Source organism: Priestia sp. 40 (assembly GCF_049368575.1).
Lineage (GTDB): Bacteria > Bacillota > Bacilli > Bacillales > Bacillaceae_H > Priestia > Priestia zanthoxyli.
This window is the reverse complement of record NZ_JBMPZA010000005.1, coordinates 1438310-1453727: the sequence shown is the minus strand read 5'-3', so window position 1 is coordinate 1453727 and position 15418 is coordinate 1438310. Positions and strand designations below refer to the sequence as shown.

The following is a 15418-nucleotide window of genomic DNA, read 5'->3' as shown; positions in this document are numbered from 1 at the left end:
CAGACGGGTAGAATACAGAAAAGGTTAGTGTAAAAGGAGAGAATATATGATGCACGTTTCTTATCATGGACATTCTGTTGTTAAAATTGAAACAAAAGGAAAAACAATTTTAATTGACCCGTTTATCACTGGAAATGAATTAACAGATTTAAATGCTGAAGATGTAAAAGCAGATGTGATTTTACTGACTCATGGCCATAATGATCATGTAGGCGACACGGTGGAAATTGCTAAGCGCAGCGGTGCACTTGTTGTGGCAGTAGCAGAATTAGCTACATATCTTAGCTGGCAAGGCTTAAACGTACATCCAATGAGCATAGGTGGAGCCTATACATTTGATTTTGGTACGGTGAAATTGACCCAAGCTTTCCACGGTTCAAGTTATACAGAAAATAATGAGAAAATTATTTATACAGGAATGCCAGCTGGCTTGCTTTTAACGATTGAAGGAAAGACAATTTATCATGCTGGAGATACGGCTTTATTTTCTGATTTAAAGTTAATTGGTCGCCATGAGCCTGACGTAGCATTTCTTCCAATTGGAGATAACTTTACAATGGGACCTGAAGATGCGGCTATCGCAGCGGAATGGGTGCAGGCAAAGCTTGTTGTGCCAATTCACTACAATACATTTCCTGTAATTAAGCAAGATCCTCATCAATTTGTTGAGTCTTTATCCGGTATTGAAGGAAAAGTATTAAAAGCTGGAGAAGGATTGGAACTTTAATCCTAAATAGAGGCTGGGACAAAACGATTTCAGTTGAAAGTTAAAAAAGAACGAGTAATCGATAATATCGATCACTCGTTCTTTTTTTATTGTTATGGTGAACGTAGGTTTCGTATATGTAGCGGCTTCTAGCTGTTGATTAGAGGGCAAGACGAATACTCCTGGGGGAAAAGCGGAATAGGTGAGACCCCACAGGAGTGCAAGCGACGAGGAGGCTCACCGACCGCCCGCGGAAAGCGAAGTCTTGCACGGAAATCAACTGCGGTGTCACAAGCGGTTCAGCTCATGTCTCACATTTGTTCGTCTTTAGATTGAATCGATGCAGATATGTCTTAATCTCTTTTTATTTGCAAAGAAGCGTTCTGCTTTTTTTACTCTCCCGCATACGATAGTAATAATAAGGAGGGAGAGCTATGGAAAAAAATCGAGTTATTTTATCGCTTTTACTATGCGGGGGGATGCTTTACTATGCAATGCCGCACTTAGTGTTAACAACTTCGAGTTTGCAAGGAATTTTTAGTATAAGCTGGCTTACTTTTGCTCTTTTTGTAGCTGGAGGCAATTTGTCATCACTGCTTTATACACCGCGCCGCAAGAAGGCAGGTATTCAAAAAAATAGTGCGAGAAAGCCTTTGCGTCAAAGAGGTTAGATTGAATCCATTTCACTTCCCCCGTATAATAAAAGAAAAGACATATGAAACGTAAAAACGTTTTAGAAGGGTGAAGTACACGTGGCGACAAAACATGAGCAAATTTTACAGTATATCGATTCGCTTCCAATTGGTGAAAAAATTTCAGTGCGCCAAATTGCCAAAGAACTGAATGTCAGTGAAGGCACGGCGTACCGAGCAATAAAAGACGCGGAAAATAAAGGATATGTTTCAACGATTGAACGAGTTGGAACCATTCGAATTGAACGAAAGAAGAAAGAAAACATTGAAAAGCTCACGTTTGCTGAAGTAGTAAACATCGTGGATGGACAAGTGCTGGGCGGACGTGAAGGCTTGCATAAAACGTTAAACAAGTTTGTTATTGGAGCGATGAAGCTTGATGCTATGATGAGATATACCGAGGCCGGAAACCTTCTTATCGTAGGGAATCGAGTAAACGCTCATGAATTAGCTCTTGAAGCAGGAGCAGCCGTGTTAATTACGGGCGGCTTTGATACGGAAGAATGGGTTAAGAAGCTTGCGGATGATCTTAAGCTTCCTATTATTTCAACGAGCTATGATACATTTACAGTTGCAACGATGATTAATCGTGCTATTTATGATCAGCTGATAAAAAAAGAAATTGTGCTTGTAGAGGATATTTTAACACCCGTCTCTGAAGCGGTTAGCCTGCAGTTAACCGATACGATTGAAAAATGGCACGACTGTAACGATCAAACGCACCACAGTCGTTTTCCTGTAGTAGATCAGCATATGAAAGTTCATGGTATGGTCACCTCAAAAGATGTTATTGGATATGATCTTTCCACTTCAATTGAAAAAGTTATGACGAAAAATCCGATGACCGTTCACGGGAAAACATCGGTCGCTTCTTCTGCTCATATGATGGTATGGGAAGGGATTGAAGTGCTGCCTGTAGTGGACGATTACCACCGACTAGAAGGCATTATCAGCCGTCAAGATGTCTTAAAAGCGCTGCAAATGATTCAGCGTCAACCGCAGGTAGGAGAAACCATTGATGACATTGTAACGAATCAATTTATGGACGTACAAGAGACAAAGGAAGCACCGGTCTATCGCTGTGAAGTAACGCCGCAAATGACGAATTATATGGGAACTATTTCATACGGAGTTTTTACTACTATTGTGACGGAAGCTGCCAATTGCGTTCTTCGCTTATATAAAAAAGGTGATTTGGTTATTGAAAACATCACCGTTTATTTTATTAAGCCGGTTCAAATTGAAAGTGTAATTGAAATTCGCCCTAAGCTGCTAGAACTTGGTCGGAAGTTTGCTAAATTAGATGTAGAAGTCTACAACGCCGGAGTTGTAGTAGGAAAAGCGATGATGATGGCTCAGTTATTGGACAGGGTATAAAAAAGAAGCTGGGACAAAAGTATGTTAGACGAAGTGAAAAACGAACCATTTATCAACCATGTTGATGAGTGGTTCGTTTTTTTTGTTAGGGTAAACGTAGGTTTCACCTGTTTAGATTCTTCTAGCCGTTGATTGGAGGGCAAGACGAAGACTCCTGCGGGAAAAACGGAATAGATGAGACCCCGCAGGAGCGTAAGCGACGAGGAGGCTCAGCGTCCGCCCGCGGAAAGCGAAGTCTTGCACGGAAATCAACGGCGGTGTCTCAAGCGGTTCAGCTCATGTCTCCCATTTGTTCGTCTTTAGATTGGATTCCTCTCATTATGCCTCAGCCTTTTTTACATTTGATCTGCTTCTTTTATTGCATAAGGCTGATAGTGCTTATAAGCTTTGACACCTGCAATTATACTGCCTGAACCGAATAATACAAATAATATGCCGATGATAAGCGAAAGGTTTGTTTCGTAAATAAACCATTGATTGATGCCGAAAAATAACACGAAAGAACCGAGGCAAACACTCGATTTAGCGGAAATCCACTTTCGTTCCATCGGACGTTTCGAACGTACGTATTTTACTTTTAAATACATGTAGAAAACAAAGGACACAACGATTAAAATCATAAAAAATGGCACAAACGCCCCTCCAGTCCGGTGTATTTCTATCCGTAATGTTTCTAGATGCTAGTAACCGTTAGTGTTGAAAGTGTTTACAGTAGTATCTATTATTTTACAGGTCGATGACAGAAAATTCTACTATTGATTGATTCTTCTTTTAAAAAAGAGAAGAGATATGATTTAATAAATAATATGGATACAGCGCTGTGGAAATGTAAGTGCACGTGGTACGTACATAAAACAAGAACAGTATTGACAGGAGAGAGAAAATGAAAGCACAAATATTAGAAGCTATTAAGCAGTTTGACACCATCATTATTCACCGGCACATTCGTCCAGATCCAGATGCATACGGATCTCAGTGCGGATTAGCGGAATTGTTAAAAACATCTTTTCCCGAGAAGAAGGTATACGTAACGGGAGAAGAAGCGGAGTCATTAAAATTTTTATACCGTATGGATGATATCGCTGATGAGACCTATGAGGATGCGCTTGTCATTGTTTGTGATACGGCTAATGAAGCACGAGTATCAGATCAGCGCTACGTAAATGGAAAAATGGTCATTAAAATTGATCACCATCCAAACCAAACTCCTTACGGTGATTTGCTTTGGGTTGAGACGTCTGCTTCTTCAACAAGCGAAATGATTTATGAATTTTACTTGGAAGGAAAAGAAAAGGGGTTATCTCTGAATGATGAAGGAGCAAAGCTGATCTTCAGCGGTATCGTCGGAGATACGGGTCGATTTTTATTTCCAAATACAAAGCCGAAAACGTTTTGCTATGCAAGTGAATTGATTCAATATGGTTTCAATTTTAAAGATGTATATGATCAGTTATACAAAACAAAAGAAAACGTCGCTCACTTACATGGATATGTGCTGCAAAACTTTACGATGTCTCCAGCAGGAGTTGCTCATATGAAAATTCCAAATGAAATTCTTCGCAAATATGATGTTACACCAGCTGATGCCTCTCAGCTAGTCGGTTCGTTAGGGCAAATTGATGGAGTAAAAACGTGGGTGTTTTTTGTGGAAGAAGAAAATCAAATTCGTGTTCGCCTTCGTTCAAAAGAGCTTGTCATTAATACAATTGCTAGAAAATACAACGGAGGAGGTCATCCTCTTGCGTCCGGCGCTTCCATTTATTCATGGGAAGAAGTAGAGCCTTTACTACTTGATTTAGAAGAGCTCTGCAGTCAGAAGTAATCTATAAAATAAGCCGTTGATTTTAAATCAGCGGCTTTTTAGAGTACTTTTTCCATCTTTTTAATTCGAACTTCAATCGAGAGCGTTGTATAAAAATAAATTTGATGAACTTCAACTTCATAAATCGTTTTATCGAATTCGTATTTTTTATTCTCAATTGCTTTTTTTAAGATATCCCTGCTTCGATACGCACTTTCAATATCTTGGGCAATTAAGTGCTGCGCTTCTTCGTCGACGCTTTTTTGAATATTGTATTCAACCACAGAGTTTACTTTATAACGATGGCCGTTTACTAATTTTACTTTCACATTTTGAATAATCAAATGCTGCTTCATTTCCTTGTTTAATGCTTTTACATCTTCTTGCCATGCGCTAATTTGCAAATTTGCTTTTTTTAGCTTATCATTAGCAATTCGAATCTCCTCTAGCTCTCTATCTCTTGAAACGCCATAAATCGTTAAAAACACTCCCCAGCTGACAATTGCTCCAATGACTATACCGGCAAAAAAACGCTGCCAGTCGGAGCGCTTGAACATTCGCTCACTGGGTACCCTCATACAAAATGCTCCTGAGTTAACCACTTGATGATCAGAGCCCCAGTCTGAGCTCCTCCCATAGCGGATAGAATTAAAAGGATTTGTTTGAATACATCTTTTGTGGCTCCTTCAAAGAGTCCTCGCTCAAAGCTGTAAAACGTATCAAATGTTCCTCCGATAGCTCCGACAATTGCCCAAATTTTTAAGCTATTGCTGAGGGTATGCATGACGTACAGGGGAGATTTTCCAATTAAAAACCCCGCAAATGCTCCGATTAATGAACCGCCTAAAATAATACCTAATGAAGTAAAGTAACTCCAAATGAAAAGAGACATAAAAGGCTCTTTTGTCATGACGCGTCCTCCTTTACTATTTTATTGATAACTCATGCTTCCTACATATATATGGACAAACGTTCAGAGTTATGTAATTTGTCTACGCCCGCAACAAAATTTATAATGAAAATAAAGAATTAAAGAAAGGTGGGAAGTCCTGTGCCTTTTGTTCACTTACAGCTTCAAAGTTCTTATAGCTTACTAAGCAGTTCCGTTCGTATTCATGAACTTGTAGAAATAGCTAAAAAAATGAACTATGAAGCGATTGCTTTGACCGATGAAAATGTAATGTACGGAGTCATTCCTTTTTATAAAGCCTGCGTGAAAGCGGGGATCAAGCCAATTATTGGGCTCACATTATCAATTCTAGAACACGAAGAAAGCGAGCGAGCGTACCCTTTAGTTCTGTTAGCGGAAAATGATAAGGGATATGAAAATCTATTAAAACTAAGCAGTTTAGTTCAAACCAAGGAAAAACAAGGTGTAAATAAAAAATGGCTCCAGCATTACAGTAGCGGGCTGATTGCTATTACACCTGGTGTAACGGGAGAAGTAGAAACTCTGCTAGCAGAAAACAAGCTTCAAGATGCAAAGCGAGTGCTTCAATTCTTTAAAAAAGTATATTCGCACTCTTTGTATATATCCATACAGCGCCACGGACAGGATGAAGCTTTGATAAATCAGCAGTTAACGGAGCTTGCTGCTGAAGAAAATGTCCCGCTTGTTGCGACGAATCAAGTGAAATATTTAAAAAAAGAAGATCGGGACGCATATGATTGCTTAGCGGCTATTCGAGACGGAGAGAAATTACATAGCGGTGAACAGGTGCAAGAAGAAAGCAGCGAGTACTATTTCAAATCACCTCATGAAATGGAAGTTCTCTTTCATGATCAGCATTTTTTAATAGAAGAAAGTATAAAAATCGCAAGACGATGCGAGCTCGAAATTTCTCTAGGCGTAATGTCTATTCCAAAATACCCTGTTCCTCCGTCTGTTACATCATCAGCCTACTTGCGCACTCTCTGCGAAAAAGGATTGCAAGAAAGAGTTCAAGTGATCACGGAACAATACGAGGAACGCTTGGATTATGAGCTGAATATTATTGAAAATATGCGCTTTAGTGATTACTTTCTTATCGTATGGGATTTTATGAATTATGCTCATGAACACGGTATTTTAACGGGGCCAGGCCGTGGTTCAGCGGCAGGCTCACTGGTCTCATACGCCTTACGAATTACAAATGTTGATCCAATTCAGCATCAGCTTCTCTTTGAGCGCTTTTTAAACCCTGAACGTATTTCGATGCCTGATATTGATATTGATTTTCCTGATAACAAACGAGATCAAGTCATTCAGTATGTGGCTCAAAAATATGGAGCGCTGCATGTAGCTCAAATTATTACGTTTGGAACATTAGCAGCTAAAGCAGCCGTACGTGATGTAGGGAGAGTGATGGGATATGATCAAGAGGCGCTAAACAAAATGTCCAAAGCGATTCCAACTAAACCAGGTACAACGTTAAAAAGCGCCCTTCGTGATTCAAGAGTTCTTCAAGACTATTTATCTGAAAATGAAGCCAGAAAACAATGGTATAACATTGCGATGAAGATAGAAGGACTGCCAAGGCATACTTCCACACACGCAGCAGGCGTTGTGATTAGTGAGAAGCCTCTGACGCAGTCTGTAGCTGTACAAGAAGGACATGATGATGTATATCTAACTCAATATCCAATGGAAGCTCTGCAAGACGTTGGGCTTTTGAAAATGGACTTTTTAGGTTTGCGCAACTTAACCATTTTAGATCATATTTTAAAGAAAATTGAGCGGGACATGAATCGAAAGCTGTCACTTTCTCATATACCATTTAACGATCAAAAAACTTTTGAACTGCTGAGCAAAGGAGATACGACAGGGATTTTTCAGCTAGAGTCAGATGGCATGAGAAGAGTGCTTCAGCAATTAAAACCTACAGAGCTAGAAGATATCGTAGCGGTCAACGCGCTGTATAGACCTGGTCCAATGGAAAATATTCCAACTTATATTAAGCGCAAGCACGGCGTGGAGAAGGTCATATATGATCATCCTACGCTTAAAGACATTTTACAATCCACGCACGGCGTTATCGTGTATCAAGAGCAAATTATGCAGATTGCTTCAAAAATGGCTGGCTTTTCTCTTGGAGAAGCAGATTTGTTGAGAAGAGCAGTTAGTAAAAAAGAGCGTGCAGTGCTTGATCGTGAACGAGCTCATTTTGTTCAAGGAAGCGAAAAGAAAGGATATGACCTATCCGTTGCTAATCGAGTATATGACCTTATTGTGCGCTTTGCTGATTATGGCTTCAACCGAAGCCATGCCGTTGCTTACAGTATGGTAGCCTATCAGTTAGCTTATTTGAAAGCACATTACCCGCTACAGTTCTTTTCAGCTTTATTAACGAGCGTTATTGGAAATGAAGGAAAAATTGCTCAATATATTAATGAACTAAAAAGAAAAAAAATACAAGTTCTCCCGCCTTCTATTAACAAGAGCATGTATTCGTTTAACGTAGAAGGTGAAAGTATAAGGTATAGCCTTGCAGCCATTAAACATATTGGTGCAGCAGCTATGCAGGAAATAACAGAAGAGCGAAAGAAAAAAAGATTTGAAGACTTATTTGATTTTTGTGCACGTGTTTCACAAAAAGCTGTGAATAAAAAGGCCCTTGAAGCTTTGATTCTGTCTGGAGGCTTTGATGAGTTTAGAGAAAATCGAGCTACTTTATTAGCAACGATTGATGTAGCATTTGAACATGCCAGCTTGGTACTCCCAGATGATGACTTTGGATTTGGAGATGAATTTTCGTTAAAGCCTAAATATATGGAAAAAGAGGAGCTGAAAATAGAAGATCGGCTTCAGTATGAAAAAGATATGCTAGGTTTTTATTTATCAAGCCACCCTGCTTCTCAGTATGAAGCACTGAATTCCTTTTATTCTGTTGTTTCTCTTCACGATATGAGAGAATACGCTTCAGGAAAAGCGGTCTCTCTTTTAGTATTTGTGTTGGAAATTCGCGTCATTCGAACGAAAAAAGGAGAGCAAATGGCCTTTTTACGCATCACGGATGAAAGTGGAGAAGGAGAAGTTGTTGCGTTTCCTCGGGTATTTGAGCAGAATCGTCCGCTGTTTGAACAAGGGAAGGTTTTACTGATACAAGGAAAAATAGATGAAAGAAATGGGCAGCAGCAAATTGTTTGTCAACGTGCGGAAGCTGCTAGCGAGGCGGTTCAAAAACTACCGTCGGAAGAATTATACTTACGTATAGAAACAAAGCAAGGTACAGAAAAGCTGCTTCATACTATTTACCAGCATTTTAAGTCTCATAGAGGGAAAATCCCCGTGAAAATTTATTATGAGGCAGAACGTCAATTGGTCAAGCTTCCCGTTCACTATTCTATTGAACGAAGCGACGAGTTAATAAAAACTTTAAAAACAATGCTAGGAGAGAAGCACGTTGTGTTCAAGAAGATATAGTCTTTACAGATTTCATGTGATGTTATATGGTAAAATAGTTAAAAAAGTGGTCTGACCACCGTTTTTTTATGAAATATACGAATTAGATGCGTTTTTCTTGAAATGAAATGCAATTAGATTTATAACATCATATGAGTGTGGGAAAGAACATGGTTCAGGCGCAGTATTTGTTATCATTTTGTTTATTGGGAGTGAAATTCATTGTCTTTACGTGAAGAAGCATTGCATATGCACCGCATTAACAAAGGTAAACTAGAATCAAAGTCCAAAATTCCTGTTCGAAACGCAGAGGATTTAAGCCTTGCTTATTCCCCTGGTGTAGCAGAACCTTGCAAAGAAATATATGATGATGTAAACAATGTATATGAATATACGATGAAAGGAAATATGGTAGCTGTTGTATCTGATGGCACTGCCGTATTGGGCTTGGGCAACATAGGTCCTGAAGCTGCTCTGCCAGTAATGGAAGGGAAAGCTGTCCTTTTTAAAAGTTTTGCCGGCGTAGATGCATTCCCAATTTGTTTAAACACGACAGATGTGGACAAAATTATAGAAACTGTTAAATTGCTAGAACCTACTTTTGGAGGCGTTAATTTAGAAGATATTGCGGCTCCTAACTGTTTTGAAATTGAAGAGCGGTTGAAAAAGGAAACAAATATCCCGGTTTTTCATGATGATCAGCATGGGACGGCTATTGTTACGGTAGCGGGTCTTCTTAATGCCCTGAAGCTGACAGGAAGAAAGATGTCACAAATCAAAGTGGTAGCGAATGGAGCAGGAGCTGCTGGCATTGCTATTATTAAATTATTATACAGCTATGGAGTGCGCGATATCATTATGTGTGATTCCAAAGGAACGATTTATGACAAGCGTCCTCACGGCATGAACCGTATAAAAGATGAAGTTGCAGCCTATACAAATCGAAGCAAAGTAGAAGGTACGTTAGCTGATGCTTTAGAAGAAGCTGACGTATTTATTGGAGTTTCGGTTGAAGGAGCACTCACACCGGAGATGATTGGAAAGATGAATCCAGACCCAATCATTTTTGCAATGGCAAATCCCGTGCCTGAAATTATGCCAGAAGAAGCTAAAAAAGCTGGCGCGAAAGTAATCGGCACCGGACGTTCTGATTTTCCTAATCAAGTGAACAATGTCTTAGCGTTTCCGGGGATATTCCGAGGTGCACTAGATGTGCGTGCTACTCATATTAATGAAAAAATGAAAATGGCTGCAGTTGAGGCCATTGCTAATTTAATTACGGAAGAGGACTTGAATACAGACTATGTGATTCCAGGTCCATTTGATGCACGAGTGGCTCCGGCAGTAGCCGCCGCTGTTGCAAAAGCAGCTATGGAAACAGGGGTTGCCCGAATAAAAGTAAAGCCAGAAACCGTAGCTGAAAACACACGTCGCTTAGCGATTATTGAATAAGGTTACATCAACTGTTCTTTGACAGGCATGATGCTTCAAGCATGCCTGTTAAAGTAATGTAAAGTGAGTGGTAGTAAACTTGAAGAATGAACGTTCAAAAGTATATGTAGAAATTCTAAAACAAATTCGCCAGCTAATGGAAGACGATCGTTTAACTACGGGGGATAAAATCCCGTCAGAACGAGAGCTTTCTGAACGGTTAGGCGCAGGACGTTCTTCCGTTCGAGAAGCGCTCAGAGCGTTAGAGCTAATTGGGTTGATTGAAACTAGAAGAGGTGAAGGTACGTTTATTAAAGAAGTAGGGGATCATCAATTTATTGATTTATTAGCTACTTTTTTAGTACAAGACGGTAAAACAAAATCAGATTTAATTCAGACGAGATATATTCTTGAAAAGAGCTGTTTGTATTTTGTTTTAGCGGAACAGGACGAAATCAATGTTTCGAAAGCAGTTCAAAAGCAGAATGACGATTGTTTGAAGAACTTGTTTGACTATTTGTTTTCTTTGCAGCCTAATCGACTATTACACCGAATCTGGCTGATTATTTGCCGTTTTTCTCAAACTTTTCAACAAAACTCAGCGCCAAGCGACACTCTGATAAGTGAATTAGTAGAGGCGTTAGCTAAAAAAGATGAAGCAGCTGTATTAAATCTTCACCATCAGTGCTACAAACAAGTGTGAAAGAAGGAATTTGTCGAAAGAGACATGCCATCTTTCTACACAAAATCAAACAGTCATCTAGTAAAGTAAATAGTAACTAATAAAGTGAAGCGAACAATTCGTCCAATTTTTGTCTATCCGTCACTTGATTTGTATTTGAGGCGGATTTTCACAACTTGTAAATAGTAGAAGAAGAGGAAGAATAAAGGTTCTTATGATAAAGAAAAGAACCAAAAGGAGGTTACACCTTGTTACGAGATTTATTTACAAAAAACACAAAAACTCCAAAAAAACGAAAATATGCTACGATTCCTTCTGAGCATATGAGACAAGATGTACCTGAAGGAATTATGACCAAGTGTAAAAAGTGTAAAAAAATAATGTATACGAAAGAGTTAAATAAAAACTTAAAAGTATGCTTAAACTGTGGATATCATCATCAAATGACAGCACCAGAGCGTATCGAAAGCTTGATCGACAGCGGAACGTTTGTTGAATACGACAAAGATATGACGTCAGAAAATCCTCTTGGGTTCCCTGATTATCTTGAAAAGCTCGAAAAAGATCGTGAGAAAACTAATTTGAGTGAAGCGATTGTTACGGGTGAAGGAGATATTGAAGGCATTAAAGTAGTAGTTGCTGTTATGGATTCACACTTCCGTATGGGAAGCATGGGCTCTGTAGTCGGCGAGAAAATTACTCGCGCCATTGAAAAAGCGAAGGAAATGCATGTTCCATTCCTTATTTTCACAGCTTCAGGCGGTGCACGTATGCAAGAAGGTGTTCTGAGCTTGATGCAAATGGCTAAAACTAGCGCAGCTCTTAAAATGTTCAGTGATGAAGGCGGCTTAATCATTTCGATTATGACACATCCTACTACAGGAGGAGTATCAGCAAGCTTTGCTTCGCTAGGCGATTATAATTTAGCCGAGCCTGGCGCGTTAATTGGCTTTGCTGGAAGACGTATTATTGAACAGACAATTAGAGAAGAGCTTCCAGAAGATTTTCAGACGTCGGAATTTCTGTTGAAGCATGGTCAGCTAGACGGAGTTATTGACCGTCATGATTTAAAAGAAACGTTAACAACTATTTTAGATATACACGTAGCAGGAGGTGACATCGAGTGGTAAGCGAATTAGAATTTGAACGTCCAATTGTTGAGTTGCGAAACAAGATTGCAGAGCTTAAAGAGTTTGCTAAAAATACAGAAGTGGATTTATCTAGCGAAATTGATAAGTTGGAAAATCGCTTAGAAAAAGTAGAAAACGATATTTACAACCATCTAAGCCCGTGGAACCGTGTTCAAATTGCGCGTCATCCTGAACGTCCTACAACACTCGATTATATTTCTCGCTTGTTTACAAACTTTTTAGAGTGTCATGGAGATCGCTTTTATGGAGATGATGAAGCAATCGTAGGAGGAATTGCCAAGTTTAATGGCGTGCCTGTTACGGTGATTGGACATCAAAGAGGTAAAGATACGAAAGAAAATATTCGTCGTAATTTTGGTATGCCTCATCCAGAAGGCTACCGTAAAGCGCTGCGTTTAATGAAGCAAGCGGAGAAATTTAACCGCCCAATTATTTGCTTTATTGATACAAAAGGAGCTTATCCAGGGAAAGCGGCAGAAGAACGTGGACAAAGTGAAGCTATTGCGAAAAACCTTTTCGAAATGGCTGGCTTAACTGTACCCGTTATTTGCATTGTGATTGGAGAAGGAGGAAGCGGAGGAGCCTTAGCATTAGGTTTAGGAAATCACCTTCATATGCTTGAGAACTCCACGTATTCAGTTATTTCTCCAGAAGGAGCGGCAGCCATTCTTTGGAAAGATTCTTCTCTTGCGAAAAAAGCAGCTGAAACGATGAAGATTACAGCACCAGATTTGAAAGAACTTGGTATTGTAGATGAAGTGGTTTCAGAGGTAAAAGGCGGAGCGCACCGAGATATCGATGCACAAGCTGGATACATGGAGGGCGTTATCAAGAAATCATTAAAAGAGCTGCTTAATTTATCAAAAGACGAGCTAGTGGAAGAGCGTTATTTAAAATACAAAAAAATCGGACAATTTGCAGCTGAAAACGATGCCATTACTATAAAATAAAGAAACGTGCACTCTTGAAAAATAAGGGTGCGCGTTTTTATGCTGTTTGTATAGCCCTTCTCTATTGTGTTTACAAGTTCTTCGTGGTATTTTATAGACAGCAAAAACCTTTAAGTAGAAGTAGAAAAAAGAGTGTTTTTTTTAATTTCCTATGGTTATTGGCAGCTGTGCGAGCGTTTGTCTTTTCTCTAAAACGTGAGATATATAAGACAAACCAGGCAGCAAGTATTGCTGTATGAATTGCAGGGAATAGTAAAATATGAAGCAAACGATGAAGAAATTCATCGTTAAAGTGCTGTGTATTTGTTTGCTATTTGATTCAGCGCTACGTAGGTATTTCATAAGTTACACGTAAAGCAAGGTGGACAAGGTAAGGCAACACAATACTTGTTCACAGCCTGCTAGTAAAAGGTTAGTAAAAGAAATAGCTATTTGCTTTACCTAAAGAGTAAATAGTAAATATATAGGAGGAAATTTGAATGCGTAAAACTAAAATTGTATGTACTATTGGACCAGCGAGTGAAAGTGTAGAAAAATTAGTTGAACTAATTAACTCAGGCTTAAACGTTTGTCGTCTAAACTTCTCTCACGGTGACTTTGAAGAGCACGGCGCACGTATTGTTAACATTCGTGAAGCTGCGAAACAAACAGGTAAAACAGTAGGTATCTTACTTGATACAAAAGGACCTGAAATTCGTACAAACACAATGGAAAATGGTGCAATTGAGCTAGAAGAAGGCTCTGAAATCATTGTGTCTATGACAGAAGTAGTGGGAACAACTGAAAAATTCTCAATTACATATCCAGGTCTAATTGATGACGTACACGTAGGATCAAAAATCCTTTTAGATGACGGTTTAATCGGTCTTGAAGTACTAGACATCAATAAAACTGATGGTGAAATCAAAACAAAAGTACTTAACCCTGGTACATTAAAAAATAAAAAAGGTGTAAACGTGCCAAACGTAAGTGTAAACCTTCCTGGTATCACTGAAAAAGATGCAAACGATATTGTATTCGGTATCGAACAAGGCATTGATTTTATCGCTGCTTCTTTCGTGCGTCGCGCATCTGATGTATTGGAAATTCGTGAACTACTAGAAAAACACAATGCAGCTCACATTCAAATCATTTCAAAAATCGAAAACCAAGAAGGCGTAGATAACATCAAAGAAATTCTTGAAGTTTCAGACGGCTTAATGGTTGCTCGTGGTGACTTAGGAGTAGAAATTCCTGCTGAAGAAGTACCATTAGTACAAAAAGATCTAATCAAACAATGTAATGCGCTTGGCAAACCAGTTATTACAGCTACACAAATGCTTGATTCAATGCAACGCAACCCGCGCCCGACTCGTGCGGAAGCAAGTGACGTTGCCAATGCTATCTTTGATGGTACAGATGCAATTATGTTATCTGGTGAAACAGCTGCAGGTTCTTACCCCGTTGAAGCTGTACAAACAATGCATTCAATCGCTTCTCGTGCTGAGCAAGCTCTAAACTACTCTGAGATTTTACAACAGCGCAGCAAGCAAGTTGGACCATCTATTACAGATGCAATTGGACAATCTGTTGTACACACAGCGCTTAACTTAAACGCTAGTGCAATCGTAGCGCCAACAGAAAGTGGTTATACAGCGAAAATCGTTTCTAAATATCGTCCGCAATCTCCAATCGTAGCTGTTGCAGCAAACGATTCTGTTGCACGTCGTCTGTCTCTAGTATGGGGTGTTACACCAGTTGTTGGTGAGCGCGTAAACACAATTGACGATATGTTAGATCACGCTGTAAATGATGCAGTAAAAACAGGCGTTGTAGCACACGGCGACTTAGTGGTTATTACAGCTGGTGTTCCAGTTGGAGAATCAGGTGCAACGAACTTAATGAAAGTTCAAGTTGTAGGTGACGTTCTTGCTAAAGGACAAGGAATTGGTCGTAAAGCAGCAGTTGGTAAAGTAGTTATTGCTAAAACTGCTGAAGAAGCAAATGCAAAAATGACTGAAGGTGCTATCCTTGTTACAAACAGCACAGATCGCGATATGATCAGTGCAATCGAAAAAGCAGGGGCTCTTATTACAGAAGAAGGCGGTCTAACAAGCCATGCAGCTGTAGTAGGGTTAAACTTAAGCATTCCTGTCATTGTAGGCGTAGAAAACGCAACAAGCGTATTCTCAGAAGATCAAGATATTACAGTTGATGCTTCACGTGGTGTTGTATACAACGGACACGCAAGCGTACTGTAAGAACACG

General features: G+C 39.4%; 15 protein-coding genes. 12 read left to right on the top strand and 3 right to left on the bottom strand.

Annotation, left to right across the window (positions count from 1 at the left end; genetic code table 11):
- The first annotated feature begins 49 nt into the window (after positions 1 to 49).
- The 5 genes from ACO1DI_RS08595 (at position 50) to ACO1DI_RS08575 (ending at position 3188) form a co-directional block, all read left to right on the top strand.
- A complete protein-coding gene (locus ACO1DI_RS08595; RefSeq protein ID WP_042992411.1) occupies positions 50 to 727 on the top strand; it encodes a metal-dependent hydrolase in 678 nt (225 codons plus the stop codon).
- Positions 728 to 862: 135 nt separating this feature from the next.
- Positions 863 to 1042 (top strand): hypothetical protein, encoded by a 180-nt coding sequence (locus ACO1DI_RS08590; protein WP_181170530.1) that lies wholly within the window; start codon positions 863 to 865, stop codon positions 1040 to 1042.
- Between the two features lie 98 nt (positions 1043 to 1140).
- Complete coding sequence (locus ACO1DI_RS08585) at positions 1141 to 1377, top strand: hypothetical protein (protein WP_182420486.1); 237 nt, start codon at positions 1141 to 1143, stop codon at positions 1375 to 1377.
- Between the two features lie 81 nt (positions 1378 to 1458).
- On the top strand, positions 1459 to 2775 hold the full coding sequence (locus ACO1DI_RS08580) for a DRTGG domain-containing protein (RefSeq protein WP_423145200.1): 1317 nt from the start codon (positions 1459 to 1461) through the stop codon (positions 2773 to 2775).
- Positions 2776 to 2903: 128 nt separating this feature from the next.
- Positions 2904 to 3188, top strand: coding sequence for a hypothetical protein (locus tag ACO1DI_RS08575; protein WP_423145199.1), 285 nt, complete (start codon positions 2904 to 2906; stop codon positions 3186 to 3188).
- Here ACO1DI_RS08575 and ACO1DI_RS08570 read toward each other — a convergent pair.
- Positions 3111 to 3407 (bottom strand): YtpI family protein, encoded by a 297-nt coding sequence (locus tag ACO1DI_RS08570; protein ID WP_042991853.1) that lies wholly within the window; start codon positions 3405 to 3407, stop codon positions 3111 to 3113. The genes ACO1DI_RS08575 and ACO1DI_RS08570 overlap by 78 nt on opposite strands.
- Positions 3408 to 3658: 251 nt before the next feature.
- Here ACO1DI_RS08570 and ACO1DI_RS08565 point away from each other — a divergent pair, with 251 nt between their 5' ends.
- The gene (locus ACO1DI_RS08565) at positions 3659 to 4597 is read left to right on the top strand and encodes a DHH family phosphoesterase (protein WP_014458034.1); all 939 of its coding nucleotides are present in this window, start codon (positions 3659 to 3661) and stop codon (positions 4595 to 4597) included.
- A gap of 38 nt (positions 4598 to 4635) precedes the next feature.
- Here the strand turns inward: ACO1DI_RS08565 and ytrI are convergent, their stop codons facing one another.
- Positions 4636 to 5154, bottom strand: coding sequence for a sporulation membrane protein YtrI (gene ytrI / locus ACO1DI_RS08560; RefSeq protein ID WP_014458035.1), 519 nt, complete (start codon positions 5152 to 5154; stop codon positions 4636 to 4638).
- Complete coding sequence (locus ACO1DI_RS08555) at positions 5151 to 5486, bottom strand: YtrH family sporulation protein (RefSeq protein ID WP_013059455.1); 336 nt, start codon at positions 5484 to 5486, stop codon at positions 5151 to 5153. Before ACO1DI_RS08555 ends, ytrI begins: the two co-directional genes overlap by 4 nt.
- A gap of 141 nt (positions 5487 to 5627) precedes the next feature.
- Between ACO1DI_RS08555 and dnaE the strand changes: the two genes are divergently transcribed.
- The 6 genes from dnaE to pyk all read left to right on the top strand — a co-directional run bounded on the left by dnaE (position 5628) and on the right by pyk (position 15411).
- Positions 5628 to 8978 (top strand): DNA polymerase III subunit alpha, encoded by a 3351-nt coding sequence (gene dnaE / locus ACO1DI_RS08550; protein WP_423145198.1) that lies wholly within the window; start codon positions 5628 to 5630, stop codon positions 8976 to 8978.
- A 201-nt stretch (positions 8979 to 9179) separates the two neighbouring features.
- Positions 9180 to 10409 (top strand): NAD(P)-dependent malic enzyme, encoded by a 1230-nt coding sequence (locus tag ACO1DI_RS08545; RefSeq protein WP_014458037.1) that lies wholly within the window; start codon positions 9180 to 9182, stop codon positions 10407 to 10409.
- 67 nt (positions 10410 to 10476) lie between these two features.
- Positions 10477 to 11091: a FadR/GntR family transcriptional regulator gene (locus ACO1DI_RS08540; protein WP_258873864.1), complete on the top strand. Its 615-nt coding sequence runs from the start codon at positions 10477 to 10479 to the stop codon at positions 11089 to 11091.
- A 227-nt stretch (positions 11092 to 11318) separates the two neighbouring features.
- The gene (accD, locus tag ACO1DI_RS08535) at positions 11319 to 12200 is read left to right on the top strand and encodes an acetyl-CoA carboxylase, carboxyltransferase subunit beta (protein ID WP_013059451.1); all 882 of its coding nucleotides are present in this window, start codon (positions 11319 to 11321) and stop codon (positions 12198 to 12200) included.
- Positions 12194 to 13171 carry an acetyl-CoA carboxylase carboxyl transferase subunit alpha gene (gene accA, locus ACO1DI_RS08530; protein WP_014458039.1) on the top strand — a complete coding sequence of 326 codons (978 nt, stop codon included), beginning with the start codon at positions 12194 to 12196 and terminating at the stop codon, positions 13169 to 13171. Before accD ends, accA begins: the two co-directional genes overlap by 7 nt.
- A gap of 479 nt (positions 13172 to 13650) precedes the next feature.
- Complete coding sequence (gene pyk, locus ACO1DI_RS08525; protein ID WP_014458040.1) at positions 13651 to 15411, top strand: pyruvate kinase; 1761 nt, start codon at positions 13651 to 13653, stop codon at positions 15409 to 15411.
- The last annotated feature ends 7 nt before the right edge of the window (positions 15412 to 15418 follow it).

What these genes read in the sequence shown, in the direction of transcription:
- ACO1DI_RS08595 (WP_042992411.1), top strand. Translation starts at nt 50, where the DNA reads ATGCACGTTTCTTATCATGGACATTCTGTTGTTAAAATTGAAACAAAA.
- ACO1DI_RS08585 (WP_182420486.1), top strand. Translation starts at nt 1,141, where the DNA reads ATGGAAAAAAATCGAGTTATTTTATCGCTTTTACTATGCGGGGGGATG.
- ACO1DI_RS08565 (WP_014458034.1), top strand. Translation starts at nt 3,659, where the DNA reads ATGAAAGCACAAATATTAGAAGCTATTAAGCAGTTTGACACCATCATT.
- ytrI (WP_014458035.1), bottom strand. Translation starts at nt 5,154, where the DNA reads ATGAGGGTACCCAGTGAGCGAATGTTCAAGCGCTCCGACTGGCAGCGT.
- ACO1DI_RS08555 (WP_013059455.1), bottom strand. Translation starts at nt 5,486, where the DNA reads ATGACAAAAGAGCCTTTTATGTCTCTTTTCATTTGGAGTTACTTTACT.
- pyk (WP_014458040.1), top strand. Translation starts at nt 13,651, where the DNA reads ATGCGTAAAACTAAAATTGTATGTACTATTGGACCAGCGAGTGAAAGT.